Below are 26,740 nucleotides of genomic sequence, written 5' to 3'. Positions count from 1 at the left end.
CGAGAACTCCCGTGCCCCCCCGTAAGAAGAAGGAAGCCAAGCCGGAGGACATGAAGTCCATCCTCTGGAAGTCCGCGGACAAGCTGCGCGGAAGCCTGGACGCCGCCGAGTACAAACACTTCGTGCTGGGGCTGGTGTTCCTGAAGTACGTGTCAGCGGCTATGGAGGAGAAGCGGGCGCAACTGGAAGAAGGGCTCCGCCCCGGGGGCTGGCTGCTGGCCGACCTCGGTTTCGACGGGGAGGCACCGGCGGGGGCAATCCCGCAGATCCTGGAGGACCGCGAGCTCTATACGGGTGCCGGAATCTTCTACGTTCCGCCGACCGCCCGGTGGGAGGTCGTACTGGAGCGGGCCAAGGGCACGCTGGACGACCCCACCCTCGGCAAGGTCATCGACACGGCGATGGAGACGATCGAGAAGTTCAACACGTCGCTGAAGAAGGGCACGCTGCCGCAGCAGTACAACAGCGGCCGGGTCGATGAGACAACCCTGGCCGGTCTGGTGAAGCTGCTCGACCGGCTCACTTTCCAGGCGCAGGTGAGCGAGGACGGGCAACGGGTCGGGGCGCGGGACCTGATGGGTGAGGTGTACGAGTACTTCCTCGCGCAATTCGCCCTTCAGGAGGGGCGCAAGGGCGGTGAGTACTTCACTCCGCCGAGCGTGGTGAAGCTGCTCGTGGAGATGCTCGAACCGGCGGAGAGCGAGCGCGTCTTCGACCCCGCATGCGGGTCGGGCGGCATGTTCGTGCAGGCCGAGAAGTTCGTGGAGACGCATGGCGGCGACCGTGTGAACGTGGCGGTGTACGGCCAGGAGCGGAACCTCACGACGTGGCGTCTGGCCCACATGAACCTCGCGATCCACGGCATCGAGGTGGACTTGGGCGAGGAACCGGCCGACTCCTTCCGCAACGACCAGCACGGGGACCTGAAAGCGGACGTGGTTCTTGCCAATCCGCCATTCAACATCTCGGACTGGGGTGGGGAGTTGCTGGGTCTAGACGACAGGTGGGTGTACGGAACTCCGCCGGTCGGCAACGCCAACTTCGCGTGGATCCAGCACATGGTGAGCAAGTTCGCGCCCGGAGGGCGGGCGGGAATCGTCCTGGCGAACGGCTCGATGAGCAGCAAGTCGGGTGGCGAGGGGGACATCCGGCGGGCGATGGTCGAGGACGACGTGGTCGCTTGCATGGTGGCGTTGCCTGGGCAGTTGTTCCGATCCACGCAGATTCCTGCGTGTCTGTGGTTCCTCGCAGAGGGCAAGGGGCGGCACTCCAAATGGGTTCGGGGGCGGAAGGGCGAGGTGCTCTTCATTGACGCCTCCAAGATGAGCGAACTTGAAGAGGGAAGTCGCACAGTCAAGAAATTGCTCGCCGCCGAGATCGAAAAAGTTGCAGGAACCTTTAGGGCCTGGAGGGGGGCCGGAACATACGAAGACGTGCCCGGGTTCTGCCGAAGCGTTCCGTTGGCCGAGCTGCGAGAGCACGAGTTTGTACTGACGCCGGGGCGGTACGTGGGGACTGCGGAGGCCGAGGAAGATCCGGATGCGGAGCCCGTGGAGGAGAGAGTGGCTCGGCTGGCCAAGGAGTTGTTCGGGCTATTTGAGGAATCGGGACGACTGGATGCTGCCGTGCGTGGGCAGTTGGGGAGGCTGTAATGCACACCTGGCAGCGTCGCCATCTGTCCGATCTATGCTCAACCATCACCGTTGGCCATGTTAGCTCGATGACAAGCGAATACGTTTCCCGAGGGGTTCCTTTCCTCCGTTCCAAGAACGTTAAGCCGGGACGCCTGGATCTCTCAGATCTAGTGTTCACGCGAGAGTCCTTCCATCAGCGCCTGAAAAAATCACAGCTGCGCGCCAATGACATTGTCATCGTACGCACCGGAACGCCTGGATCTGCCGCACTCATCCCAAAGGAACTGGGCCCAGCAAATTGTTCTGACATCATCATTGCCCGACCAGGTGAGCACGTGAATCCGCGCTTCCTCTGCTACGCGATCAACGCTACCGCGGGCTCCTTTGTCGCTGCACACACAGTCGGCGCTGTACAACAGCACTTCAATATCGGGTCGGCTCGAAAACTGCAGATCCTCACTCCCCCAAGAGCAGAACAGCAAGCCATCGCTGAGATTCTCGGCGCCCTAGACGACAAGATCGCGGCCAATGAGCGCATCATCAGCACAACCCGCGAACTGGGCAAATCTATGTTCCGTGCCCATGTGGAGGGCCCCAACCACCAGCTAACGCGGCTCACGGAAATCACGACTGGGCTGATGCGTGGCGGTGCCCCAAAATACACCGACCCCAAAAGCGGAATGGTAGTCGTCAACCAGAAGTGCGTACGGCGCGGGCGCATCGACCTGGAAAGGGCCCGGCACACCGCGCCCACCCAAGTCCGAGGAGATCGCCTACTGAGCTACGGTGACGTATTGGTCAACTCCACAGGCGTGGGAACTCTTGGCCGGGTGGGACGATGGGATCATGATATCGACGCGACCGTCGACTCACATGTCACGATCGTGCGGTTCGACTTCGGCGTGGTAGCCCCTATCATCGGCGCATATGCCCTCTTCGCTGCTCAACCCAGGATCGAAGCCATGGGCGAAGGCAGTACCGGCCAGACGGAACTGAGCCGCATCAAACTTGGCCAACTGGTAGTCACGCTGCCGAGCGGAGATCTCTCAGGAGACTTGGCCGACTCCCTAACCGCACTTGAGCACGCAGCCCGTGCACGGCTGGACGAAATTCGAACCCTTGAAAAGCTCCGGGACACCCTCCTCCCCCAGCTAGTAACAGGAAAGCTCCGTATCAAGGACGTCGAAAGCACCGTGGAGGCAGTCGTATGACAACCGAAAGTGGGCAGCCCGGCAGCACCGGCTCCGAAAGAGACGGAACCACTTCGGAGATAGCCAACGTGGACCTCGACCCCACAACCCCGTCCCCCGAAGCCGCCGCCACCCACGCCGAAGCCCTCACCTTCTCCGAAAAGGACTGGGAGCACATCGCCCTGGACCAACTCGGAGAATTCGGCTGGCTGCACATCGATGGGAAGGACCTCGGCCCCGCTCACGGGCAGCGCAAGGCGTGGGACGACCTCGTTCTCTACCCCCGCCTGCGTACCGCAATCGCCACTCGCTACCCGCACCTGCCCGAACCCGCTGTCACCGCGGCCATCGACGAGCTGCTCAAGCCGCCCCCCGGCTCCGACATCCGCCAGAACTGGCTTTTCTACAGGCGGCTCACCTTCGACGCCGTGAAGGTCTCGTACAAAGACGCCCTCACCGAAACCGAGAAGCACGAGACCGTCCGAGTCGTTGACTTCGCCAACCCTCACGGCAACGACCTGGTCGCCGCATCCCAGGTGCGCGTCAAAGGCATTCGCGAGCGGGAGTTCGTCTTCGACATCGTCCTGTACGTCAACGGACTCCCCCTGGCCGTCATCGAGTTGAAGAAGGCCAGCGGCCCGGACGACGCCCGCAAGGCCTACGACCAGATCCAGAACTACCGACGCGAGCTGAGGCCCGACGGCGTCTTCCGGACCCTTCTCCTCTCCGTCGCATCCGACGGGATAACCGCCCGTCTCGGCACCCCCTTCACGCCCTGGCAGCACATGGCTCCCTGGCACGCCGACGAGGACGGAACCCTCCTCCGGAAGAGCGAGTGGCGGGACGGGCGCGCACTGGAGCGGATGATTCAAGGTCCGCTCGAACCGGGCCGGTTCCTTGACCTCATCGGGTCCTACCTCTCCTACTCCGCCGAAGGCACCGGCGGCGACGTCGACACCGTCAAACTCGCAAAGGCTCACCAGTACTTCGCCGTGCGCGAGGCCGTCGCCGCGACCGAGTCCGCCGTCGCCACCGACGGCAGGGCAGGTGTCGTCTGGCACACACAGGGCGCGGGCAAGAGCGAGGAGATGCTCTTCTACACCGGGAAGGTGGCTGGCACACCTGAGCTGTCGAACCCGACGATCGTGTTGCTCACTGACCGGATCGACCTCGACGGCCAGCTTTTCACCACCTTCGCCAAGAGCCACAGCCTGCACCGAATCGTCGGCGAACCGGAGAAGGCCGAGAACTCCAAGCAGCTCAAGGAGCTTCTCACCCGAAACGAGAGCGGCGGCGGTGTCGTCTTCAGCACGCTTCAGAAGTTCCGTATCAGCAAGGCCGAGCGGGAAGCCGGCGCCCGTCACCCCGTCATCTCCACGCGCCGCGACATCATCGTCGTCGTCGACGAAGCCCACCGCAGCCACTACGACTTCGAGGACGGCTTCGCCCGGCACCTGCGGGACGCGCTCCCCAACGCCACCTTCCTCGCCTTCACCGGTACGCCCATTGACAACGTCACCGGCAACACCGAGGCGGTCTTCGGCCCGACCATCCACACGTACGACCTGACGCAGGCCGTCGACGACGGGGCGACCGTCCCCGTCTACTACGAGGCGATCCTCCACAAGGTCAAACTGAAGGTCAGCCTCCCGGAGGACGTCGATCTCGATGACCTCGACGCCCAGGCCGAGGGACTCGTCGAGGGGCTCTCCGACGCCGAACAGGCTCGCGCCCGGCGCCGGTTCGCCTCCTTCGAGGACCTCATCGGCGCCCACGAGCGGATAGAGGAACTGGCCGCCACCGTCCTCAATCACTGGGACGTACGCCGTCGCGAGATGATCAAGCTCACCGGCAGGCCCGGCAAGGGAATGATCGTCTGCTCCTCGCGCGCGATCGCCGCCCGCCTTTTCAACGCCCTGGCCCGTCGCCGCCCGGAGTGGGTCGGCGAGCGCGACAAGAAGAGTGGACTGTACCCCGACGACACCGGCAAGATCCGCGTCGTCTTCACCGGAAACGCCGGACATGACAACGCAGAAGTCGCCGACTACGTCCGTACCCCCGCCCAGCTCAAGCGCATTCAGAAGCGCGTCGTGGACAAAGAACAGGACGACGAGCTCGAACTCGTCATCGTCCAGTCCCTGTGGCTGACCGGCTTCGACGCTCCGCCTCTTCACACCCTCTACCTGGACCGCCGTATGCGTGGCGCGGCCCTCATGCAGGCCATCGCCCGGGTCAACCGCACCTGGGGCGAGAAGCCCTCCGGTCTGGTCGTCGACTTTCTCGGAGTCGCCCAGGACATCACCGCCGCCCTCGGCGAGTACTCGGCACCCGACCAGGAGAACCAGACCATCGGCGCCCCCATCGAAGAGGCGTGCGTGTCCGTACGGCGGATGCACCAGCGGATCGGGGACGTGCTGCGGCACTGCCCATGGCGCGCGACCCTGGACAGCCACGGCTACAAGGAAGCCCTGTACGACGTCCTCGAATTCCTTGAGGAGGCCGAGCCGGACCTGGAGCCCGGCAAACCCACTCGTCTACAGCGGTTCATGCATTTCGGCCGCCTACTGTCCCGCTCGTTCTCACTCTGTGCCACGCACCCGGACGTCCAGGACCTGCTGCCCGACATCCGGTTCTACGCGGCCGTCCGTACCTCTCGCGAGAAGATCACCGTCGACGACCGATACTCAGACGGCCTGGCCACCGCGGCCGACGTCAACCGACTCATCGAGCAGCTCAACGCCGAAGCCGTCGCCGCCGACGGGGTGGTCGACATCTACGACGCCGCCGGCCTCACCAAGCCGGACCTGTCCCACCTCGGCGAGGACGTCATCCACCGGATGAAGGCCAGCCGTCACCCCAACCTCGCCATCGAGGCCCTGCGCCGCGCCATCAAGAAGGAGATCCGGGACTCCCACCCGGGCAACGTCGTACGCCAGCGCACCTTCACCGAGAAGATGCAGGAGGTCATGAACCGGTACCACAACGGTCTCCTCACCTCCGCCGAGGTCATGGACCTCCTCGTCGACCTGGCCCGCACTATCTCCGCCGACCGCGCACGTGCCGAGGAACTCGGCCTCACCGAGGACGAGTTGGCCTTCTACGACGCGGTCGCCGCCAATCCCTCCGCCCTGGAGATGGGAGAGGGTGTCCTCTCCGAGATCGCCCACAAGCTGTGCGAACTCGTACGCAAGGACGTCACTGTCGACTGGCGCGTCAAGGGCCAGGCCCGCGACCGCATCCGCGGCAAGGTCAAGCTCCTGCTCCGCCTCTACGGCTACCCGCCGGACAAGGCACCGGACGCGATCGACCGCGTCCTGAAGCAGACCGAGGTGAAGGCGGAGGAGTGGGCCTGAGCACCCTCCGCCCCACTCCCCCCGCCGGGGGTCAGGGCCAGCGCGCCGGAGCCGGCCGACAGGCCGGAGTCTCCTCCTCACCGAACGCATAGCACAGCTCGGCGTGCAGTTGTTCCGCCTCGGACGGGCTGAGGCGGAACACGGTGTCAGCCTTGTGCTCGCCGTCGTACAGCAGCCAGAGCGGGAGCCGTACGCCCTCCTCGGTCGTCGTCACGCACTTGGCGGGGATACGGTCAACTCGCCATCCCCTGGCGATGTTTGGAGCACTCACGTGAACCTTCCTTTCGTTACGTGGAGTTGTCGAATGCCGCTCCAGCGTGACGCGACGCGGACTACTGTCGGTAGTGGAGCGGCGTAGGCCCGCACGTCAGGACAACAGGGGGCTCCGGCGAAGCCACCACGCAAGTCCAACCCGGGCCGCGACGGCCGTCACAACGGGTCAGCGCGGCAAGTGCTGGCCAAGGAACTCGCCCGGCTGCGCGAGCGGTCCGGCAAGTCGTTGAGTGATCTCGCGGGCGAGACGACGTACGACCGCACGTACCTGCACAGGCTGGAGAGCGGAGTCAAGCTGGGCTCGCCGGAGGTCATGGCGGCACTGGACAAGGTGTACGGGACGGGTGAACACCTCGGCGAGCTTTGGGAGTTGGCAAGGGACGACGTCGTCAAGGACAGATACAAGCACTTCATGGATCTGGAGAAGAAGGCGACCATGCGGTACGAGTACGCCTCGTCCACGGTCCCCGGTCTGTTGCAGACGGACGAGTACGCCCGGGAGCAACTGTTCACCGCGCGGCCGAAGGACGAGGACGAGTTGGAGGAGCAGGTCACCAACCGCATGAGCCGCCAGCGGCTGCTGTACAGCGAGGATCCCGTCCAGTTCCGTGCGGTGCTCGACGAGTCCGTGCTCCGTCGGCCCCTGCGGGAAGCCGCTCCGTGGCAGCGGCAGTTGGAGCGTCTCCTGGAAACGACCAAGCTCCCGAACGTCACGCTTCAGGTGTTGCCTTTCTCCGCCGGGCTACAGGATCTGCTCGGTGCCTCGCTCACTCTGCTCTGGATGAAGTCGAACGCCTGCGCCTGTCCTACGATCTGTTTCGAGACTCGGCGCTCTCTCCACGGGACTCCGTGGCACTGATCCGAACCATCCTGGAGGCCTGCGCATCATGCGAACCTCCCGACCCGACCTGAGCGGCGCGGCCTGGCGGAAGTCGAGCTACAGCAACGCCGACGGCGGCAACTGCGTGGAAGTGGCCGACAACCACCCCGCCCTCGTCCCCATCCGCGACAGCAAGCGGCCCCACGCTCCCGCCCTCGTCGTCCACGCCCTCGCCTGGACTGCGTTCGTCACCCACCTAAAGCCCGCCGAAAGCTGAGATCACCGCCCCTCCCTCACGTCAGTCCCTCATGAGAGGCTGACCACGCCCAGCACACAACGGCGAAAGGGGGAGGACAGGTGTACGTATCCGGAATCGGCTTCTCGAACGTCAGAGGCTTCACCGGCGCGCGTGCCGTGGAGCGGCTGCCTCTGCCCGTACCCCGAGACGGCGGAAGCTGGACCGTGCTCGCCGGGCGCAACGGCTCGGGCAAGTCCACCCTGCTGCGCGCCCTCGCGCTCGCCATCGCCGGTCCCCAGGTGGCCCGTACTCTCGTGCAGGACTTCAGCGGCTGGATCACCACCGCCGAGCGGTCGGCGTGGGCGCGGGTAGACGTCCTACCCGACCGTTCCGTCGACCGGTTCACCGGACGCGATCAGACCCTGGACGGACCGATCGCCCTCGGGCTCGACTGGACGGTTCCCGAGGACCCTCCCGACAGGCCGCGCCACGGGCCACCAGCACAGCCGCAGCTCTCCCGGTACGGCGGCGAGGAGGACGACCAGAGAGGTGCCGCCCGGGGCCCCTGGGCCAACAACCCCCAGGGCTGGTTCTGTGCCGCCTACGGGCCGTTCCGGCGCCTGGTGGGCGGTAGTGGCGAGGCGCAGCGGCTGATGCTGGCGCCCGGCCCCGCCGGACGCATGGCCTCCCTCTTCCATGAGGACGCGTCGCTGGCCGAGGGGGTCGCCTGGCTCAAGGAGCTGCGGCTGCGGAGCCTGGAGGAGGAGCAGGACGCCACCAAGCTGCTGGACTCGGTCATGGAGTTGCTCTCCGACGGGCTGCTGCCGGACGGCTACCGTGCCCTGCGGGTGAACTCCGACGGGCTGTGGGTGGCCCCGGCCGGGAACACCGAACGAGCCTACCCGCTGAGGGAGATGAGCGACGGCTTCCGTACCGTCGCCTCCCTTGTCCTGGACATCGTGCGACAACTGCAGAACGCGTACGGAACACTGAACACGATGACGGACCACAACGGTCGGTACGTGGTCGGGATGCCCGGGGTCGTGATCATCGACGAGGTGGACGCCCACCTCCACGTCACCTGGCAGCGGCGGATAGGCCGTTGGCTGCGCACACACTTCCCGCGAATCCAGTTCATCGTCACCAGCCACAGCCCGTACATCTGTCAGGCAGCCGATCCGGGCGGGCTGATCCGACTGCCGGGGCCGGAGGAGCAGCGTGGCCCCGAGGTCGTCGATGAGGCGCTGTACCGACGTGTCGTGTTCGGAAGCGGCGACGACGCGGTGCTGTCCGAGCTGTTCGGCCTGGAGACGCCGTATTCGGACGAGGCCGAGAAGCAACGCGGCAGGCTCGTACAACTGGAGCGGAAGGTGTTCCGCGACGAGGCCGACGAAGCGGAGCTGCGTGAATACCGGGAACTGACCGATCTGCTCACCAGCTCCCTGTCGGCACGGGTGGACGAGGTGGCGGCGAGGTTCGGAGGCGCCCAGTGATCCCGGTGGCACGTCCGCCTGCCCCACGGGAGTTACTGGAGCTGCTCACGAGCGCCACCGACCGGGTCGTGAAGAAGGGGGCTGACAGCGCTGCAGCGGACTCCGTGTGGGACAGCAGCCGCGCGGCCAAACGCGAGATACGCGTCCTGCTCCACCTCATGGCTCCAGCCATCCAACGCTGCATGTACTGCCTCGACAGCCAGGGCACCGACATCGACCATTTCCAGCCCAAGGCGCTGGCACCACTGCGTACCTTCGACTGGCTGAACCACTTGCTGGCCTGCTCGTTCTGCAACAGCAACGCGAAGCGGGAGGCGTACCCCTGTGACGAGGAAACCGGGGAGTGCCTGCTGCTGGATCCCAGCGTCGACGATCCGGCCGACCACCTGACGCTGCTGCCCGCGTCGGGGAAGTACGACGGTCTGACGGCGAAGGGCTGGAAGTCGATCACGGTCTTCGATCTCAACCGGGAGACGCTGAGACGTGGCCGCGTCCGCATGTACCGGCTGTGCCGGGATCTGCTGCCGGTCTGGCACGGGAAGGTACTCCGGGGTGACCTGAAGGGTGCGGGCGACACCGCCATGACCTTGCGCGAGGAGCCCTTCGGAGATGTGCTGCGCACTCTGTGTCGACGGGCCCGCACACCCACCGTGGCGGAGCTGACTTACGGCGAGGAACTGGGACGGGCGCTGGTGGCTTGGCGGCGGACCCAGTCGTGAATACGGGCCGCCCCGGATGTAGTCGATCAGGCCCCGAGTTCAGGGGTCATGGTGGGGGCGGCGATGACCGACGCCGCGAGGGCCGCTTCTGAGATCGCCTGGTGCCGCAGCGAGAGCTGCCGCTGACCGGACCCGTCTGGTCACTCACTCCTCCCAGCGGCCTCGATCAGCACGCGGCGCGCCTCGCGGTGCGGGATAGGTGGCCCGGTGCGCCGCTCCATCCTCACGAGAGTCAGGGCGTCCTCGAGATCTTCCCATGCGGCCGGCGAGACGCGCTCTCCGCCGGGACACCCCGGGCAACCCCACGGGTCCGTTCGCCGAGCCCGGCCTGCGTCTCGGTGAGGGAAAGAGAATGCGAAACGGACATGCACCCGGTCAACACCCGGATACATGCCCGCCGTTACGCGTCAGTGGCCGCCGATCAGAACGGGAACCCGCTCCGCCCGTGCTGCACCGAGATCCACTTCAGGCTGGTGAACGCGTCCAGCATCGACTCGCCGTTGAGGCGGCCGAGGCCGGAGGCCTTCTCGCCGCCGAAGGGGACGATCGGTTCGTCGTGGACGGTGCCGTCGTTGACGTGGAACATGCCCGTGTCGATCTGCTTGGCGAAGTTGACGCCCCGCTCGATGTCACCCGTGTGGACGGCGCCACTCAGGCCGTACGGCGTGTCGTTCACGATGGCCACCGCCTCCTCCTCGCCGTCGAAGGGGATGAGGAAGGCGACCGGGCCGAAGACCTCCTGGCGGAGCAGGGCCGAGTCGGCGGGGAGGTTCGTCAGGACCGAGGGCGCGACCAGGTTGTCGGTGGTCGTGCCGTGGACCAGAGCCGTCGCGCCTTCCGCGATCGCCTGCTCGACGACGTTCGAAAGGGCGTCCGCCTGCGAGGAGTTGATGACCGGGCCGATGACGGTCTGCGGGTCGCGGGGGTCGCCGACCTTGAGGGACTTGACCTTGGTGACGAACTTCTCGGTGAACTCGTCGGCGATCGCACGGTCGACCAGGACACGGTTCGCGGCCATGCAGACCTGGCCCTGGTGGACGAAGCGGCTGAAGACCGCCGCGTCGACCGCGTAGTCGATGTCGGCGTCGTCGAGGACCACGAGGGCGCTGTTGCCGCCGAGTTCGAGGACCGCCCGCTTGAAGTGCGAGGCGCAGACGGTCGCGACGTGGCGGCCGACCTTGTCGGAGCCGGTGAAGGAGATGACCTTCGGGATCGGGTGCTCGATGAAGGTGTCGCCGATCTCCGCGATGTCCGTGATGACGACGTTGAGGAGTCCGCCCGGCAGGCCCGCGTCCTCGAAGATCTTCGCGACCAGGGAGCCGCCGACGATCGGGGTGTTCTGGTGCGGCTTGAGGACCACGCCGTTGCCCAACGCCAGTGCGGGGGCCACCGACTTGAGGGAGAGCAGGAGCGGGAAGTTGAAGGGGCTGATCACGCCGACCACGCCCACCGGGACGGTGTAGACGCGGTTCTCCTTGCCGTCGACCGGCGAGGGGATGATGCTGCCCTGGGGGCGCAGCGCGAGGTGGATCGCCTCGCGCAGGAACTCCTTGACGAGGTGCAGCTCGAAGCCGGCCTTCAGGAAGGTGCCGCCGAGTTCGGCGACGATCACCTCGGCGATCTCCTGCTCGCGGTCCTCGATGATCCGCAGGGCCTTCTCGAACACCGCACGGCGGGCGTAGGGGTTGGTCGCGGCCCATGTCTTCTGGGCGCGGGCCGCCGCCCGGTACGCCTCGTCGACCTCGTCGACCGTGGCTATGGTGATCGACGCGAGCTTCTCACCGTCGTACGGGTTGAAGTCGATGATGTCCCAGGAGCCGGTGCCCGGGCGCCATTCACCGTCGATGTACTGCTGAGCAAGGTTGGTGAAGTAGGACGACATGTGATCCCTCAATCGCTAGCAGACACGATCAACAGCAGACACGATCATCACGGTCTGATCACACGTCATCGTACTTGTGTTTCAAGAGAGTTGGAGCAGTCCCCGAAGAAGATCCCGGCTCTCGTCCGGGCCCGGGCTGTCCTGCTGGAGCTCCTTCAGCGCCTTCTCGTACTGGGCGACGTCCTCGGCCTTGTCCAGGTACAGCGCGCTGGTGAGCTGCTCCAGATAGACGACGTCCGACAGGTCCGACTCCGGGAAGGACAGGATCGTGAAGGCGCCGGACTCGCCGGAGTGACCGCCGAAGCCGAACGGCATGATCTGCAGCCGGACGTTGGGGTGTTCGGAGACGTCGATCAGATGCTGGAGCTGGCCGCGCATCACCTCGCGGTCGCCGTACGGGCGGCGCAGGGCGGCCTCGTCCAGGACGATGTGGAAGTCCGGCGCGTTCTCGTTCACCAGGTACTTCTGCCGCTCCAGGCGCAGCGCCACGCGCCGCTCCACGTCGGCCACGCTCGCGCCCTTCATGCCGCGCCGGACGACCGCGCGGGCGTAGGCCTCGGTCTGGAGCAGTCCGTGCACGAACTGCACCTCGTAGGCGCGGATGAGCGAGGCCGCGCCCTCCAGGCCCACATAGGTGGGGAACCAACTGGGCAGGACGTCCGAGTAACTGTGCCACCAGCCCGCTACGTTGGCCTCCTTCGCGAGGGAGAGGAGTGAGATGCGCTCCGCCTCGTCCGTGATGCCGTACAGCGTCAACAGGTCCTCGACATCCCGCGTCTTGAAGCTCACTCGCCCCAGCTCCATGCGACTGATCTTGGATTCGGAGGCGCGGATCGAGTACCCCGCGGCCTCGCGGGTGATTCCGCGTGCTTCCCGCAGTCGCCTGAGTTGCGAGCCGAGCAGCATCCGCCGCACCACCGATCCGGGCTCTCCCGCGCTCACGTTCGTCAGCCTCCCCAACCGTCTTCAGGGGCCGCAGTCTGCCACTAAAACACTTCGAGCAGTACTCGTTCGATTACAGAAATGGAAAGAAGACGCTCCTCTTCACAGGAAGTCGTCAGGAAGACGTCAGCCAGATACAAGGTCCGGGGCCGAGATCGGCGCGAAGTTGGCGGAAAAAATGGCCAACAAGCGGTACGGGAGGGTCCAATTCGGTCAGCTGCACGTGCATCTGCCCTTGCATCTGCTGTACGCATCCGAAACCATGGTCTCGCGCCACCGCTGCATCGCAACGACCGCGAATTCCCGGGAGTGCCTCGCATGGGGACGAATGGATCGACCATGCTCGAGCCGTTACGGCAGGGCCTTCCACCGCTGGACCCGTCAACCGTGTCCAGCGCCGCCTCTTGTGCCCTGCCCGCCCGCTACGAAGCGGTGCGCGAGGCACGGCAGTTCACCCGTCGCACGCTCGACCAGTGGGACATCGGCGACCGCTTCGACGACGTCTGCCTGGTGGTCTCCGAACTGGTCACCAACGCGCTGCGGCACGCCCTGCCGGCCAACACCACGCGCGCGCCCGAGCAGAACCCGCCCGTGCGGCTGCATCTGATGCGGTGGACCGAGCGGCTGGTGTGCGCGGTGCGCGACCCCAGTCACGACAGCCCCGTCGCCTGCGAGTCCGAGGACTTCTCGGCGGAGTCGGGCCGCGGCCTGTTCCTCGTCGACTCGTTCAGCGACGGATGGGGGTGGCACCCGCTGGCGGGGACGCTCAGCGGCAAGGTGGTCTGGGCGCTGTTCCGGCTGCAGGGCGAGCCGGCGCAGAACAACGCGTGAGGAACCGCGGCTCTTTTTGAGGCCGCGGTTCTACGCGCGTTGCCGTCGGGTGGGTGCGTCGGCCGGCTAACCCACTATCAGGTGGTCGAACTCGCCGTCCTTGATGCCCAGGAGCATCGCCTCGATCTCGGCGCGCGTGTAGACGAGCGCGGGACCGTCCGGGAAGCGCGAGTTGCGTACGGCGACGTCGCCGCCGGGCAGCCTCGCGAACTCCACGCAGGAACCCTGCGAGTTGCTGTGCCTGCTCTTCTGCCAGGCCACTCCGTCCAGCTGCGTGGCAGCCATGCCGTTGTACACGTCGTACCCCAAGTACACGCTGTCAACGCGGTGGTCCACAGGTCGCTCCCGGTTGTGCACTGGCTGGTGTGGCCATTGATGCAGTGGTCAACTGTTCCGGATCATAGCCCTGTTCATGTGCAGATGCATGGGCAGATGCACGTGCACGGGGGGTGGTCCTCCGGTTACAGCTTTGACGACTGCTTTACCGATGCCGTTCCAGCGTCTGCCCCGGTCCGTGCAGGACATGTACTACTGAAGACGCGCACCGGGGCGCTCGTGTTCCGGGAGCGGGACGGCTATCGGGTCGCGTAGGGCAACAATGCCATCTCCCGGGCGTTCTTGATCGCGGCGGCCAACTGCCTTTGCTGCTGGGCGTTCACACCTGTGACGCGTCGGCTGCGGATCTTGCCGCGGTCGGAGACGAACTTCCGCAGCAGGTCGGTGTCCTTGTAGTCGATGTACGTCACTCCGGCGGCTTCCAGGGGGTTGCGGCGGGACTTGGCAGGCCTGCGCTCGGGCTTGCGGGGCACGGTCAGATCTCCAGGAGGGTGTCGAAGGCGGGCGGGAGGCGTTTCCAGGCGGCACGGCCGGCGGCGTACTCGGTGTCGGTCAACAGGCAGGACTCCAGGAGCCGTTCGAGTCCGTCGCGGTCGAGGGCGGGGGACGTGAAGACGAGGTGCTGACAGCAGTCGCCGTGCTCCGGGTGCCAGTCGAGCGCGGCGGCGGCGCGACGTATCGGCGGCACCAACTCCCAGGCGGCGTCCGGCAACGAGGCGAGCCACGGCCCCGCGCTCTCCACACACAGGGCACCGCCCGCGGCGTCCCAGTGGAGCAACGAGTCGGGCTTGTCAGCGAGCCAGAACCGCCCCCGGCTGCGGGCGGCGGCGCAGGTCAGGTCCTCCAGCGCCTCGTACAGCCGCTCCGGATGAAAGGGCCGGCACCGATGCCAGACGAACGTGGACACGCCGTGCGCGTCGGCCTCGACGGGGAGGAGGGCACAGGCCGGGTGCTGGGCGGCGGCTGCGGCTTCTACGTCGAACCCGGCCAGGGCTGCTTGGGCAAGGGGGGATGTGGGGGGTGGGGTGGGGGTAGGGGTGGGGGTAGGGGTGGGGGTGGGTCCGAGGGGTGGAGTGGATACGGGGGATCCGGGTCCGGGGGATCCGGGTCCGAGGGATCCGGGTTCCGACGATTCCGGCGCAGGGGATCCCGGCACGGGCGGCCCGGATCCACGCACCCCCCACGCGAGATCCTCGAATCCCCGCGCCCCCGGTGTCCCCGGCGTGAGCGGCCCGGTTGCCGGAGTGCCGGGGTCATGGCCCCACGGCGCTGAGAATCCCTCGGCCTCCGGGGTCGCCGACCCCCGCTCACGGATGGCCACTTGGCGAGCCGTGGGATGCAACTGCCCCAGCAGCTCCCGGTCCTCGTCATCCGCCTCCTCCGAGTCGAGGACCGCGAGGACGGGGGCGTACTCCAGTTGTCGGGCGAAGGTGTCCGCGATCGTGCGCTGGTCCGTGGCCGCCGCGAGGCCGGCTGCGGCGAGGTCGTCGCCGTTGCCGAGGTAGGGGAGGAGGAGGGCCGCGTCTACGGCGGTGATGACGCCGGTGAGGGTGAGGCCGCCGGACACGATCACCTCGGCCATCGCTTTCGGCTCGACGGAATCCCACAACTCGACTATCGCGAGCCGGACTTGACCGGCCGCGGCCAGGCGGCGCAGTTCCGGGACCAGGTCCTCGCGGAGCGCGCAGCACGCGCAGTCGTTGACGAGGGGGGTCTCGGCGAGGGAGAGGATGCCGGTGGCGTCCCTGGTCGTGCGGACGACGGCGCCCGCCGCCGCCGTAGCGAGGTCGTGGTGGAGTACGACGCTCCCGGGGACGTCGTGGAGGAGTTGGGCGACGGCCGCTCTGCGGGCGTCGGCGTGCAGGCCGGCGACGATGACGACGGAGAGGTCGGGCACGGTCAGTCCTGCTTCCCGTACCGGCGCTCGAAGCGCTCCACGCGGCCGGCCGTGTCCAGGACGCGGGCCGTGCCGGTGTAGAAGGGGTGGCTGATGTTGGAAATCTCGACGTCCACTACGGGGTACGTGTTGCCGTCCTCCCACTCGATCGTCTTCGCGCTCGTCATCGTCGAGCGGGTGAGGAAGGCGTGGTGCGCGGCGCGGTCCCGGAAGACGACCGGGCCGTAGGGCGGGTGGGTGTTCTCGCGCATGACGGTCAGCGCTCCTCTCGGAAGTCGACGTGGCGGGCGACGACCGGGTCGTACTTGCGCAGGGTCAGGCGGTCGGGGTCGTTGCGGCGGTTCTTGCGGGTCACGTAGGTGTAGCCGGTGCCGGCGGTGGACCGGAGCTTGATGACCGGGCGGAGTTCGTTGCGAGCCATGCTGGTACCTTACTGAAAATGAATTCCATTAGCATCATCGGCTACAGCCCCGATCGAGGAGAGGTACGTCACTCGTGTCCGCCCACTGCATGCCGACCGGCGCCCGGCCCGGCTTCGGCAACCGCGTCTCCCACTCCCGCCGGCGCACCTCGCGCCGCTACTGGCCGCCCGGCGAGGGTCGTTACGCACGGCTGCGGCTGACCACCAGGGGAATCAAGACCGTCGACACGGTCGGCGTCGAGGCGGCCGTGGTCTGATGGCGAAGAAGAGCAAGATCGCGAAGAACGAGCAGCGGCAGCGGGTTGTCGCGCGGTACGCGGCCAGGCGGGCGGAGTTGAAGGAGATCATCCGGCGGCCCGGTTCCACCGAGGCCGAACGGGCCGCCGCCCAGCGGGAGTTGCGGAGCCAACCGCGTGACGCCAGCGCCACCCGCGTGCGCAACCGCGACCAGGTCGACGGACGGCCCCGCGGGTACTTCCGCGCGTTCGGGCTGTCCCGGGTGAACCTGCGCGGCCAGGCTCACAGCGGATACCTACCCGGCGTCCGCAAATCCTCCTGGTAGTCACTGGTAGCTTGCTGCGGTCGTCCCGGCCAAGGCCGACCGGGCGGCCGTCCGGCTACAGCTTGGGAGCTACCAGTGACTACGGCGAACTCGACGGTGTCGACTGTGTCGACGGTACGGATCGTGGCCGCTGCCGCCGGTCTGGCGGGTGCGCTCGTACTGACCGCGTGCAGTGGCGGCGATTCCAAGGACGGCTCCTCGTCCACGCCCAGCGCTTCCGCGACCTCGACCGCGACCGCGGACACCGGGGGTTCCACCGGCAGCAGTCCGTCGGCCGCGTCCGACGGACTGCAGGGCAGCTGGCTCGCCACGACCGACGGCAAGGCCGTGGCGCTGGTGATCACCGGCAAGCAGGCCGCGCTGTTCACCACCGGCGGGAGCGTGTGCAGCGGGACCGCGGGCGAGGAGGCGGGGATGCGGATGATCCACCTCAAGTGCACGGACGGCAGCAAGACCCGGGCGACCGGAATGGTCGACTCCGTCAGCAAGTCCGGTCTCGCGGTCACCTGGTCGGGCAGTCTCGGCAAGGAGGCCTACACCCGGGCGGAGGGCGGGAAGCTGCCGTCGGGGCTGGCTACGGCGGGGCTCGGGGGGTGATCGAGGCCGGGCGGTGACGTTGCCCAGTCGTGCCGGAGGCCGGGCTGTGCCCGAGGCCGGGCTGTGTCGTTGCCCGGTCTTGCCGGAGGCTGGGCGTGTCGGTGGAGTGTCGTCCTGTGCGGGATGATCCCCTCATGCGCACCATTTCCCTCGCTGTCACCGCCGTCGCGTCGGCGCTCCTCCTGACCGCCTGCAACGGCAGCGGCGGTGGCTCCGCCGACAGCAAGAACGGCTCGGCCTGCTCCTTCGACGGAGTCGCCGTGCAGGTCGGCCCCGCCAGCACCGCTCCGTCCGCCGGCGACACGGGCGAGGTCCCCGTGTCGCTCACCAACCAGAGCAAGCCGTGCACGCTGGACGGCTTCCCCGGCGCCTCGCTGGAGGGCGGCGGTACCAAGGTCGCCCTCGCCACACAGAAGGGGGCCAAGGCGCAGAAGCTGAAGCTCGCCAAGGGTGACGCGGCCTCCTTCACCATCACCTACGTGCGCGGCGCGGCGGGCGGCAAGCTGAGTCTGGCCGCGACGAAGCTGGTCGTCACCCTGCCCGGCAGCAGTGGCACCGCGAGCTACAAGTGGTCGTACGGGCCCGTCCAGGGCAAGACCTCCGTGAGCGACTCGGAGGCCTCGGTCGGCGCCTTCACGCAGGCCGGCGACTGACGCACATCAGCCGAGCGGTGGCCGGGCCCTCACCTGGGCCCGGTCCGCCGCCTCGGCGCCCTCCGTCCAGCCCGCCTCGTCGCTGACCCCGCGCAGGCGGGTCGTGGTGGTCTCCGGGAACATCTCGTCGACGCGGTCGGTGACGGCGACCTCGCGGGTGGCGAGGACCGGCAGCAGGTCGTCGGTGACCTGCGTCTCGGCGGCCTCGGCCAGCCGGGTCCCGATGCGGTGGGCGTAGGCCGCGAGGAACGACTGCCGGAAGGTCTTGGTCCGCCTGCGGCCACCCGCGCGCTGGGCCGCCTCGGCCCGCGTCATCGCGGTCGTGGCCTGCACGAGGAGTGAGGTGTAGAGCAGCTCGACCACCTCCAGATCGCCCTCGAAGCCGACGACGGTCGAGAAACCGTAGGCCTCGTTCCACACGGCCCGGCAGTGGTTCGCGGCGGCGACCGCGTCCAGCAGCACCGCCTTCGCCTGCTCGTACGGCGCCTCGACCCCGATCCGGCACGCGCCGGGCGCGTCCTTCGCCGGCGCCTGCGCGTCGAGCAGCGCCTCGTCGATACTGTGCCGCGCCATCAGCTCCTGCGCCTTGGCGCTCAGCGCCTCCGCCTCCTCCGGGAACCCGGTCGCCTCCGCCTTCGCTAGCAGCGCGCGGATGCGGGTGAGCATGCGGGAGGCGGGCCGTCGGCTGTCGTGCCGTTTCGGTTCGTCGAGAGGTTCCAGGCTCGGCAGCCGTAGCAGGAGCCGGTACAGCTCCAGCACGGTGGTGGCGTGCGTGAAGCGGTCCGTGCGGGGCGGCGGCGCGTCGGCGGCCAGGTCGTCGAGTTGCGCGCCCCAGCGCGGGCCGCGCGCACGGTCGTCCGGCGCCTGCGCGCGGATCAGCGCCGACACGAGCCGTACGTGTACGTCGTCCAGGTCCCGCCGCACCAGCCGTACGACATCGGCGGGCTGCCATCCGCGCCGCCAGGCCGCCGCCACGAACTCCCGCCCGCGCCGGTCGAGTTCGGCGTCGGCCGCGGGGTCGGCGGCGAGGATCGAGGCGCCCGTGTCGAGGGCGTCGTGGGTGTCGGTGTAGAGGGCGGCCTCGAAGGCGCGCTCGACGGTGCCGGTCGTGCTGCTCACCGGTCGATCGTGTCATGAGGCGCCGGGGTGGGAGGGCGGGGTAGGTTCTCCCGGAAATTGTGACACTGACACGTGCCAGTGTCACATTTTCCGGGAGAGGGTGGGGCTGGTCCTACCTCCGGGACGCCCGCAGGTGGTTCGTGTTCCGGCACACGGAACGCCGCCGAGACGTTCACGGCGGTGATGGGGCCGTCGGGTCCTTCAGCCTCCTCCCTCACGGCCGCGCAGAATGTGGCGCCGCCGCTACGGCCGGCCGGGCGCTGATCACGCGTCCGGCGGTGCTGTTCGGGGACGAGCCGACGGGCGCGCTGGATACCGTCACCAGTCGCCAAGTGCTCACTTCGCTCCGGGAGTTGGTGGACGGGGAGGAGCAGACGACGGTCCTGGTCACGCATGATCCGGTGGCCGCCAACTCCTCGCGGATTTACGGGTGTTGGGACCGGTCCGGGTGGACGGGGGCGGGGGCGGGGGTGCCGCCGTGGTCGCGACGGTTGATCGGCGGGCTGCTGCTGGCGGCCGGACTGGCCCTGCTCGCCCGGTCGTTGTGGGCGGACCTGGCGGACCTGCTGAAGCGGAAGACGTACACGACCCGGCCGATGATCCTCATCACCGGGGTGGCCGTGCCGGCACCGGGGCTGGTGGGCCCTGTCGTGCGGCTGCTGGTGCGGTTGCCGGGTGCGGGTGGGTTGCTGATCCGCGAGAACGCGGCCACGTCGGGGCGGCGAACTGCCGCTGTGGCGGCGCCTGTTCTGGTGACGGTGGCGCTGGCGGGTTCGTTGCCGGGGTCGGCGTGGACGGTCGCGGGGGCCAGGACGGCGGAGGGGCGTGCGCGCACTCGGGCCCAGTTCGTCGTCACCGGTGAGGAGGTGAGGGTCCCGGCGGTACCCGGGGCAACGGTCTCCGCGTCCGCTTCGACCGCGGTCTTCGCACGGGAGGGCGGTACGGCTCTCGTCCGGTCCGACGCTCGGGCCGTGCGGGATGTGCGGGCGTTCGCAGAGGTCACGCGGTTGCCGGTGGTCGCCGGTGACGTAAGGGAGGTGGACGACCGGTCGATCGTCGTGAACGAGGAGTGGGAGCGGCACACGGTCGGCACGTGGGTGCGGGTGCGGCTCGGGGACGGGCGGGCGGCACGGTTGCGGATCGTGGCGGTGCCGGCACGCGGGACGGGGGACGACGGCGCGTATGTGACGGCGGCGAACGCGGCGGGGACGGGGACGGGGGAGGACCGGCTGGACGTGCGGGTCGCGGGCGGGGCTGCTGAACGGGCGCGGGTGGTGGCCGAGTTGAGGACATCCGGGGGGACGGTTCGCAGTGCGGGGGCATGGTTGGCGGAGGTGTATCCGCAGATGGGGATCTGGGGCGGCGGGGGTGGCCGGGGCGGGGCTCGGACGCGGCTCGGGGTGTTCGTGGTGCTGGGCATCTCCCTTGCATACGCGGGGATTTCACTCGCCACGACACTGCTGACGGCGACGTCCGCGCGGCGTGGCGAGCTGCGGCCACTGGGGCTCACGGGGGCAAGTCAGGTGCAGGTGCTGGGAGTTGTGGTGGGCGAGGCACTGGTGGCCGTGGAGGTGGTCGCGGCGGGGGTTGGTGGGGCCGCAGCCTTCCTGCATCTCGGCGTCACACGACTGTCAACTCGGGGTTGACAGTGCCCTACTGTCAACCTACGGTTGACACATGACGACCAACCCGAACGTCACCTCGTCCGTACGTCTCGACGACCTCATCGACGCCATCAAGAAGGTCCACCCCGCACCCCTGGACCAGCTCCAGGACGCGGTCATCGCCGCCGACCACCTGGGCGACGTGGCCGACCACCTGATCGGTCACTTCGTGGACCAGGCCCGGCGCTCCGGCGCGTCCTGGACCGACATCGGCAAGAGCATGGGTGTCACCCGACAGGCCGCGCAGAAGCGCTTCGTGGCCAAGGAGTCCGCCGACCTCGACCTCAGCCAGGGGTTCAGCCGGTACACCATCCGCGCCCGGAACGTGGTCATGGCCGCGCACAACGCGGCCATCGCCGCCCGCAACCCCGAGGGCCGCCCCGAGCACCTGGTTCTCGGCCTGCTGGCCGAACCGGACGGCCTGGCGGGCAAGGCCATCGTCGCGCAGGGGGTCCCCCTGGACGCCCTGCGCCAGGCGGCCGCCACGGCGCTCCCGGCCGCGGCCGACGAGATCCCGGACCTCGTCCCCTACGGCCCCGACGCCAAGAAGGTCCTGGAACTCACCTTCCGCGAGGCCCTGCGCCTGGGCCACAACTACATCGGCACCGAGCACATCCTGCTCGCCCTGCTGGAGCACGAGAACGGCGAGGGCGTGCTGAACGGCGTCGGCATCGACAAGCCCACGACCGAAGGGCACATCGCCGAGATGCTGCGCGGGTATCAGGCCTGAAACACCAGGTCATGGCCGTTGTCAGTCCCGCCTGTCACACTCGCGAACATGACCGACCGCTGGGCGCTCGCTCCGGCCGAGGGTGGTGGTGCCGAGGTCGCCGCCCTCGGTCCGGACGGGCTGCCCGAGGGTGCCGTACGGCGGGAGCCGGATCTCGTCGAGGCCGTACGCGGGCGGCCCGAGGTGAGCCGGTGGGTGTGGCGGTCCACCGCCGAGGTGTATCCGGCGCTGCTCGCCGCGGGGGTGCGGGTGGAGCGGTGCTACGACGTGGAGGACGCCGAGACCCTGCTGCTCGGGCACGAGGGGCGGCACGGCGAGCCGCGGTCGGCCGCCGCCGCGCTGGCCCGGTTGCGGGGTGGGCCGGTGCCGCCGGATCCGCCGCAGCGGGCCGCCGAACCCGGCGCGCAGTCCTCGCTCTTCGAGCCGCAGAGTGTCCATCTCCCCCTGAGCGACCTCCTCGCCGTCTACGCCGAGCAGCAGCGGCGGCACGACTCCACCGCGCACCCGGACCGGATGCGGCTGCTCACCGCCTCCGAGTCGGCGGGGATGCTGGTCGCCGCCGAAATGAACCGGGCGGGGTTGCCGTGGAGCGCCGAGGTGCACCGGGAGATGCTGCACGAGTTGCTGGGCGAGCGGTATCCGGGCGGGGGTGAGCCGCGGCGGCTCGCCGAGCTGGCGGACGAGGTGTCCGCCGCCTTCGGGAGACGGGTGCGGCCCGATCTGCCCGCGGATGTCGTCAAGGCCTTCGCGGAGGCCGGGATCAAGGTCAGGTCGACCCGGCGCTGGGAGATCCAGTCCCTCGACCATCCGGCCGTGAAGCCGCTGCTGGAGTACAAGAAGCTGTACCGGATCTGGGTGGCGCACGGCTGGTCCTGGTTGCAGGACTGGGTGCGGGACGGGCGGTTCCGGCCGGAGTTCCTGGCCGGCGGGACGGTCACCGGGCGCTGGGTCACCAACGGCGGGGGCGGGCTCCAGATCCCCAAGGTCATCCGGCGTGCCGTGGTCGCCGACCCGGGCTGGCGGCTCGTCGTCGCCGACGCCGACCAGATGGAACCCCGGGTGCTCGCCGCGATCTCCCGCGACCCCGGGCTGATGGAGGTGGCCGGCCGGGCCACCGACCTCTACCAGTCCGTCTCCGACCGCGCCTTCTCCGGCGACCGCGACCAGGCCAAGATCGCCGTACTCGGCGCGGTCTACGGCCAGACCTCCGGCGACGGCCTCAAGAACCTCGCCGCGCTCAGACGCCGCTTCCCCCAGGCGGTGGCCTACGTCGACGACGCCGCGCGCGCGGGAGAGGAGGGGCGGCTCGTCCGGACCTGGCTGGGGCGGACCTGCCCGCCGGTGGTCGGGGGCGAGGACGCCGGGGAGGAGGCGGGCATCCCCCAGGACGACCCCGCCGCACCCCCCGCCGACCAGGGCTGGGTGCCCGGTTACGCCTCCACCAACTCCCGCGCCCGGGGCCGTTTCGCCCGTAACTTCGTCGTGCAGGGCAGCGCGGCCGACTGGGCCCTGCTCATGCTCGCCGCGCTCCGCCGGGCCTGTGCGGAGCTGGCGGCCGAGCTGGTCTTCTTCCAGCACGACGAGGTGATAGTCCACTGCCCCGAGGAGGAGGCCGGGACCGTGGTCGCCGCGATACAGGAGGCGGCCGACCTCGCCGGACGGCTGACGTTCGGGGAGACACCGGTGCGGTTCCCGTTCACCGTCGCGGTGGTCGAGTGCTACGCCGACGCCAAGTAGGGCCTACGGTCTCGGTGGTCGACGCGCGTCACGCTGCGACAACAGCTCGCCCAGCTCCTCGACGACCGCCTTCTCGTCCGTCCCGTCGAGCGCTTCGAGAGCCGCCCGCCACTCCGCGTACGCCTGCTCCACGCGGCCTTGTTCCCGCAGCAGCAGGCCGAGTTGGTGGCGGGCCAGACCGCCCATGTAGCGGTCGGCGCGGGCGTCCGCGCGGCGCAGCAGTTCCGCGCAGTCGGTGTCCGCGCGTTCGGTGCGGCCGAGGAGGCGGAGGGCGCGGACCAGGCCGAGGCGGGTCTGCGACTCGCCGTGCCAGTCGCCGTGGCCGCCGAGGATGCGCAGGCTCTCCTCGAAGTGCGGCAGGGCGGCGGCCGGTTCGCCGAGGGTGAGATGGGCGTAGCCGATGTTGCAGTGCGCGGAGTGCTGCACGATGACCGCGCCGATCTCGTCGCCGATGGCCAGCGAGCGCCGGTGCTGCTCGATGGCGGCGCGCGGGTCGGTGTGCTCGTACAGGTTGCCGAGGTGGCTGTGGGTCACGGCCTCGCCGTACGGGTCGTTCAACTGCCGTGAGTACGTGAGGCTTTGGCGCAGGGCGACCCCGGACTCGGCGTAGTGGCCGAGGCCTTCGAGGAGCAGGCCGCGGTTGTTGAGGCAGCGGCGGATCCAGGAGGGCGTGTCGAGCCGCCACCAGATCGCCAGGGCCTGGTCGTTGAGGCCGAGCGCCTCGCTCTGCCGGCCGGTCAGGAAGTGCAGGCCTGCGAGGTCGCCCAGCGCGTACGCCTCGGCCGCCGCGTCGCCGAGCCGCCGTGCCGCGCCCAGGGCGGCCCGGCCGAGCACCTCCATCTCGGCGACCCGGCCGCCGCGCAGGAGGTAGGGGAAGAGGAGCCGGACGAGGGTCGAGACGTGGGCGGTCCTGCGGTCGTCGGAAACCTCCTCGCCCCCGTACCGGTTCACCAGTGTCAGCACGTTCTCCAGCTCCAGGTCGCCCCAGGCGAAGGCGTCTTCGGAGCTGCGGAAGGGGGCGGTGGCCGTCACCTCCGGTGTGTGGCCGGGGAGTTGGGCGGCGGTCGGGCGGCGGCGGTCGTCCTGGTCGAGGCCCGGTTCGACGATCGCGGTGAGGGTGCGTTCGGCGACGGCGGCGTACCAGCCGAGGGTGGTGTCGACGAGGCCGCCTTCCCCTCCCCGCTGCGCCAGTTCGCGGGCGAAGTCGCGGACCAGGTCGTGGGGGGCGTAGCGGCCGTACGCCGTCTCCTCCAGGAGCGCGACGTCGACGAGGCGGTCGAGGGCGGCCTCGGCGCGGCGTTCGCCGGTGCCGGCGAGACGTGCCAACAGGGGTGCGCCGTACGCCGGGAGGTCGAGGGTGCCGATGTGGCGCAGGGCGAGGGCCGCGTCCCGGTCGGTCCCGCGTTCGGAGGCGGCGAGGGCGTCGTGGGCCACGGCGAGGGAGCGCCGGACGCTGAGGTCGTCGTATTCGAGGTGGTTCAACCGGCTTTCCGTGGCGGCGAGTTGACCGGCCAGGACGTCGGGGGTGAGGGCCCGGCGGGCGGCCAGCCGGGCGGCGACGACGCGCAGGGCGAGCGGGAGGCGGCCGGTGAGTTCGACGAGGGGGTGGGCCGCGTCGAGGCCGTCCCTGCCCGACACCGCGCGCAGCAGCGCCGCGCTGTCCTCGCCGGAGAGGGGCGCGAGCGGGAAGCGGCGGGCGCCGTCGAGGGCGGTCAGCGGCGAACGGCTGGTGACGATCACCGCGCAACCGGTGCCGGCCGGCAGCAACGGCCGTACCTGGGCGGCGTTCTCCGCGTCGTCCAGCACCATCAGCGTGCGGGTCGGGGCGAGCAGCGAGCGGAGCAACGCGGCTGCCGCGTCCGGGTGTTCGGGGATGTGCCGGGGTTCCGCGCCGAGGTCGCGGAGCAGGGCGTGGAGTGCCTGGCCGGAGGTGAGGGGGGTCATGCCCGGGGTGGCGCCGTGCAGGTTCACGTACAACTGCCCGTCGGGGAAACGTTCCCGCAGCTGGTGGGCCGTATGCAGGGCGAGCGCACTCTTGCCGACGCCGGCCATGCCGCTGATGACGGCGAGGGGGTGGGCACCGGGGTCTGCGGAGAGGGGGGCGAGGGTGTCGTGCAGGGCGTGGAGGGTGTTGGCGCGGCCGGTGAAGTGGGCGGGTGGGGGTGGGAGTTGGGCGGGGTGGGGGGAAGGGGGTGCGTGGGGAGACGGGGGTGCGTGGGGGGTGGGGGCGGGTGCGGGAGCGGTGGGCTCGGGGACGGAGTCGGTGGGCTCGGGGACGGAGTGCGTGCCTCTTGGAGCGGAGTCGATGGGCCCGGGGACGGAGTCGGTGCGCCCGGGAACTGAGCGCGTGCCTCTTGGAGCGGAGTCGGTGCACCCGGGAGCGGAGTCGGTGCGCCCGGGAACTGAGCCGGTGCGCCCGGGAGCGGAGTCGATGGGCCCGGGAACTGAGCCGGTGCGCCCGGGAGCGGAGTCGGTGCGCCCGGGAACTGAGCCGGTGCGCCCGGGAACGCCGCCCGAAGTCATCGGTTCGTCCGCGCCGACGGCTTCACCGGCCCCGGCACGGCGGACACCGCCGACGGCTTCACCGGCCCCGGTACGGCGGACACCGCCGACAACACCACCGCCGCTCGCCGCACCTCCGGCGCCACCAGAAACCCCACCACCCCCAAACCCCCCACCCACCCCCACATCCACCACCCCCCGCAACACCTCCGCATGCGCCCCCCGCACCCCCACCCCCGGCTCAATGCCGAGTTCCTCGATCAGGCGGTTGCGGAGGTCCCGGTGGACGGCGAGGGCCTCGGCCTGGCGGCCGGTGCGGTGGAGGGCGAGCATCAGCTGGCGGTGGTAGCCCTCGCGGAGCGGGTGGTCGGCTACCAGCGCGGCCAACTCCGGTACGAGCGCGCCGAGTCGAACGCCACCGAGGGCCAGCTCGGCATCGTAGCGCCATTCGAGGGCGAGGAGGCGGGCCTCCGTGAGGCGTTGCGCGAGGGCGTAGCCGCCGAGTTCGGCGGGGAGGCCGCTGAGCGGGGTGCCGCGCCAGAGGGCGAGGGCGGCCGTGCACGCGCGGACGGTGACGGGCCAGTCCGCCGCCGCGTGCGCGGTGCGGGCCGCGGCGACCCGGGTCTCGAAGACGTGGACGTCCAGTTCGCCCTCGTCGACGCGGAGCACATAGCCGGGCGGTACCGCGCGCAGCCGGTCGGGGTCGTCGAGGAGGCGGCGCAGACGGGTCACGTGGTTGTGCAGGGAGGCGTGCGCGGAGGCCGGCGGCGAACCGCCCCACAGGGCGTCCTTGAGGGCGTCCACGGAGACGACCCTGCCCGGTTCGAGGAGCAGCGCGGCGAGCAGGACCCGCACCTTGGTGCCGCCGATGGGATGCACGGAGTCGTCGTCACGGCCGTAGAGGACGGGCGTGCCCAGCAGTCCGAACCGCAGCTCGCACCGCATCACACCGACCCGCCGCCCTTCCGCGCGGCCCTCGCGGCCGTGCTCCGCGGCGGAGCCCTCCGCCGTTGCTGGCGGATTTCCGCCGTGCCCACGGCGGTTTCCCGCCGCCCTGTCCCGGCCGTCGAGGGCCGGGATCCGCTACCGTACCCGGCATCTGCCGCCACCGCGCGGCGACTTCAGGCCATCCGGCCCGGCAGCATCG

24 protein-coding genes and 1 pseudogene are annotated in these 26,740 nt (G+C 69.4%); 15 read left to right on the top strand and 10 right to left on the bottom strand.

Annotated elements, in window-relative coordinates:
• Positions 1–11 precede the first annotated feature (11 nt).
• Genes ACIQBL_RS24145 through ACIQBL_RS24135 form a run of 3 tightly spaced genes read left to right on the top strand, consistent with a single transcriptional unit; the run spans position 12 to position 6,177 of the window.
• Complete coding sequence (locus ACIQBL_RS24145; RefSeq protein ID WP_401944915.1) at positions 12–1,652, top strand: type I restriction-modification system subunit M; 1,641 nt, start codon at positions 12–14, stop codon at positions 1,650–1,652.
• Positions 1,652–2,845 (top strand): restriction endonuclease subunit S, encoded by a 1,194-nt coding sequence (locus ACIQBL_RS24140; RefSeq protein ID WP_401944914.1) that lies wholly within the window; start codon positions 1,652–1,654, stop codon positions 2,843–2,845. The genes ACIQBL_RS24145 and ACIQBL_RS24140 overlap by 1 nt, the downstream gene beginning before the upstream one ends.
• Positions 2,842–6,177: a type I restriction endonuclease subunit R gene (locus ACIQBL_RS24135; protein ID WP_401944912.1), complete on the top strand. Its 3,336-nt coding sequence runs from the start codon at positions 2,842–2,844 to the stop codon at positions 6,175–6,177. Before ACIQBL_RS24140 ends, ACIQBL_RS24135 begins: the two co-directional genes overlap by 4 nt.
• 31 nt (positions 6,178–6,208) lie before the next feature.
• Here the strand turns inward: ACIQBL_RS24135 and ACIQBL_RS24130 are convergent, their stop codons facing one another.
• A complete protein-coding gene (locus ACIQBL_RS24130) occupies positions 6,209–6,448 on the bottom strand; it encodes a hypothetical protein (RefSeq protein WP_401944910.1) in 240 nt (79 codons plus the stop codon).
• A gap of 180 nt (positions 6,449–6,628) precedes the next feature.
• Between ACIQBL_RS24130 and ACIQBL_RS24125 the strand changes: the two genes are divergently transcribed.
• From ACIQBL_RS24125 to ACIQBL_RS24110, 4 genes are all read left to right on the top strand, one after another.
• The gene (locus ACIQBL_RS24125; protein ID WP_401944908.1) at positions 6,629–7,309 is read left to right on the top strand and encodes a helix-turn-helix domain-containing protein; all 681 of its coding nucleotides are present in this window, start codon (positions 6,629–6,631) and stop codon (positions 7,307–7,309) included.
• A gap of 28 nt (positions 7,310–7,337) precedes the next feature.
• Positions 7,338–7,547: a DUF397 domain-containing protein gene (locus tag ACIQBL_RS24120; protein ID WP_401944906.1), complete on the top strand. Its 210-nt coding sequence runs from the start codon at positions 7,338–7,340 to the stop codon at positions 7,545–7,547.
• An 80-nt stretch (positions 7,548–7,627) separates the two neighbouring features.
• The gene (locus ACIQBL_RS24115) at positions 7,628–9,001 is read left to right on the top strand and encodes an AAA family ATPase (protein ID WP_401944904.1); all 1,374 of its coding nucleotides are present in this window, start codon (positions 7,628–7,630) and stop codon (positions 8,999–9,001) included.
• Between the two features lie 5 nt (positions 9,002–9,006).
• Positions 9,007–9,720: an HNH endonuclease gene (locus ACIQBL_RS24110; protein ID WP_401944902.1), complete on the top strand. Its 714-nt coding sequence runs from the start codon at positions 9,007–9,009 to the stop codon at positions 9,718–9,720.
• Positions 9,721–10,141: 421 nt separating this feature from the next.
• Here the strand turns inward: ACIQBL_RS24110 and ACIQBL_RS24105 are convergent, their stop codons facing one another.
• Positions 10,142–11,602 (bottom strand): aldehyde dehydrogenase family protein, encoded by a 1,461-nt coding sequence (locus tag ACIQBL_RS24105; RefSeq protein WP_401944900.1) that lies wholly within the window; start codon positions 11,600–11,602, stop codon positions 10,142–10,144.
• A gap of 81 nt (positions 11,603–11,683) precedes the next feature.
• Positions 11,684–12,508, bottom strand: a complete 825-nt coding sequence (locus ACIQBL_RS24100) for a helix-turn-helix domain-containing protein (RefSeq protein WP_401945073.1) — start codon at positions 12,506–12,508, stop codon at positions 11,684–11,686.
• Between the two features lie 375 nt (positions 12,509–12,883).
• Here ACIQBL_RS24100 and ACIQBL_RS24095 point away from each other — a divergent pair, with 375 nt between their 5' ends.
• The gene (locus ACIQBL_RS24095) at positions 12,884–13,375 is read left to right on the top strand and encodes an ATP-binding protein (protein ID WP_401944898.1); all 492 of its coding nucleotides are present in this window, start codon (positions 12,884–12,886) and stop codon (positions 13,373–13,375) included.
• Positions 13,376–13,441: 66 nt separating this feature from the next.
• Here ACIQBL_RS24095 and ACIQBL_RS24090 read toward each other — a convergent pair whose 3' ends face one another.
• The 5 genes from ACIQBL_RS24090 to rpmG all read right to left on the bottom strand — a co-directional run bounded on the left by ACIQBL_RS24090 (position 13,442) and on the right by rpmG (position 16,029).
• Positions 13,442–13,660 carry a DUF397 domain-containing protein gene (locus ACIQBL_RS24090; protein WP_234478148.1) on the bottom strand — a complete coding sequence of 73 codons (219 nt, stop codon included), beginning with the start codon at positions 13,658–13,660 and terminating at the stop codon, positions 13,442–13,444.
• Between the two features lie 290 nt (positions 13,661–13,950).
• Positions 13,951–14,184: a 30S ribosomal protein S18 gene (gene rpsR / locus ACIQBL_RS24085; RefSeq protein WP_401944896.1), complete on the bottom strand. Its 234-nt coding sequence runs from the start codon at positions 14,182–14,184 to the stop codon at positions 13,951–13,953.
• A 2-nt stretch (positions 14,185–14,186) separates the two neighbouring features.
• Complete coding sequence (locus tag ACIQBL_RS24080; protein ID WP_401944894.1) at positions 14,187–15,608, bottom strand: GTP-binding protein; 1,422 nt, start codon at positions 15,606–15,608, stop codon at positions 14,187–14,189.
• A 2-nt stretch (positions 15,609–15,610) separates the two neighbouring features.
• Entirely contained in the window at positions 15,611–15,859 is a 249-nt protein-coding gene (locus ACIQBL_RS24075) for a type B 50S ribosomal protein L31 (RefSeq protein ID WP_401944892.1), read from the bottom strand.
• 5 nt (positions 15,860–15,864) lie between these two features.
• Positions 15,865–16,029: a 50S ribosomal protein L33 gene (rpmG, locus tag ACIQBL_RS24070; protein WP_043685264.1), complete on the bottom strand. Its 165-nt coding sequence runs from the start codon at positions 16,027–16,029 to the stop codon at positions 15,865–15,867.
• A 74-nt stretch (positions 16,030–16,103) separates the two neighbouring features.
• Between rpmG and ACIQBL_RS24065 the strand changes: the two genes are divergently transcribed.
• The 4 genes from ACIQBL_RS24065 to ACIQBL_RS24050 all read left to right on the top strand — a co-directional run bounded on the left by ACIQBL_RS24065 (position 16,104) and on the right by ACIQBL_RS24050 (position 17,841).
• The gene (locus tag ACIQBL_RS24065) at positions 16,104–16,286 is read left to right on the top strand and encodes a bL28 family ribosomal protein (RefSeq protein WP_401944890.1); all 183 of its coding nucleotides are present in this window, start codon (positions 16,104–16,106) and stop codon (positions 16,284–16,286) included.
• Positions 16,286–16,591: a 30S ribosomal protein S14 gene (rpsN, locus tag ACIQBL_RS24060; RefSeq protein WP_401944888.1), complete on the top strand. Its 306-nt coding sequence runs from the start codon at positions 16,286–16,288 to the stop codon at positions 16,589–16,591. The genes ACIQBL_RS24065 and rpsN overlap by 1 nt, the downstream gene beginning before the upstream one ends.
• A gap of 75 nt (positions 16,592–16,666) precedes the next feature.
• Complete coding sequence (locus ACIQBL_RS24055) at positions 16,667–17,188, top strand: hypothetical protein (protein ID WP_401944887.1); 522 nt, start codon at positions 16,667–16,669, stop codon at positions 17,186–17,188.
• Positions 17,189–17,322: 134 nt separating this feature from the next.
• The gene (locus tag ACIQBL_RS24050; RefSeq protein ID WP_401944885.1) at positions 17,323–17,841 is read left to right on the top strand and encodes a DUF4232 domain-containing protein; all 519 of its coding nucleotides are present in this window, start codon (positions 17,323–17,325) and stop codon (positions 17,839–17,841) included.
• A 6-nt stretch (positions 17,842–17,847) separates the two neighbouring features.
• Here the strand turns inward: ACIQBL_RS24050 and ACIQBL_RS24045 are convergent, their stop codons facing one another.
• Entirely contained in the window at positions 17,848–18,960 is a 1,113-nt protein-coding gene (locus tag ACIQBL_RS24045; RefSeq protein WP_401944883.1) for a DUF2786 domain-containing protein, read from the bottom strand.
• A 254-nt stretch (positions 18,961–19,214) separates the two neighbouring features.
• Here ACIQBL_RS24045 and ACIQBL_RS24040 point away from each other — a divergent pair.
• The 3 genes and pseudogenes from ACIQBL_RS24040 to ACIQBL_RS24030 all read left to right on the top strand — a co-directional run.
• Positions 19,215–19,373, top strand: a pseudogene (locus tag ACIQBL_RS24040) (ABC transporter ATP-binding protein); the annotation flags it as partial.
• A gap of 1,264 nt (positions 19,374–20,637) precedes the next feature.
• A complete protein-coding gene (locus ACIQBL_RS24035) occupies positions 20,638–21,354 on the top strand; it encodes a Clp protease N-terminal domain-containing protein (RefSeq protein WP_401944881.1) in 717 nt (238 codons plus the stop codon).
• Between the two features lie 48 nt (positions 21,355–21,402).
• Positions 21,403–23,091 carry a bifunctional 3'-5' exonuclease/DNA polymerase gene (locus ACIQBL_RS24030; protein ID WP_401944879.1) on the top strand — a complete coding sequence of 563 codons (1,689 nt, stop codon included), beginning with the start codon at positions 21,403–21,405 and terminating at the stop codon, positions 23,089–23,091.
• 3 nt (positions 23,092–23,094) lie between these two features.
• On the opposite strand, the gene ACIQBL_RS24025 is transcribed toward ACIQBL_RS24030, so the two are convergent.
• Positions 23,095–26,538, bottom strand: coding sequence for a BTAD domain-containing putative transcriptional regulator (locus ACIQBL_RS24025; RefSeq protein WP_401944877.1), 3,444 nt, complete (start codon positions 26,536–26,538; stop codon positions 23,095–23,097).
• Positions 26,539–26,740 lie beyond the last annotated feature (202 nt).

Source organism: Streptomyces sp. NPDC088350, assembly GCF_044753545.1.
Classification (GTDB): Bacteria; Actinomycetota; Actinomycetes; order Streptomycetales; family Streptomycetaceae; genus Streptomyces.
This window is presented reverse-complemented; position numbering and strand designations above follow the sequence as displayed.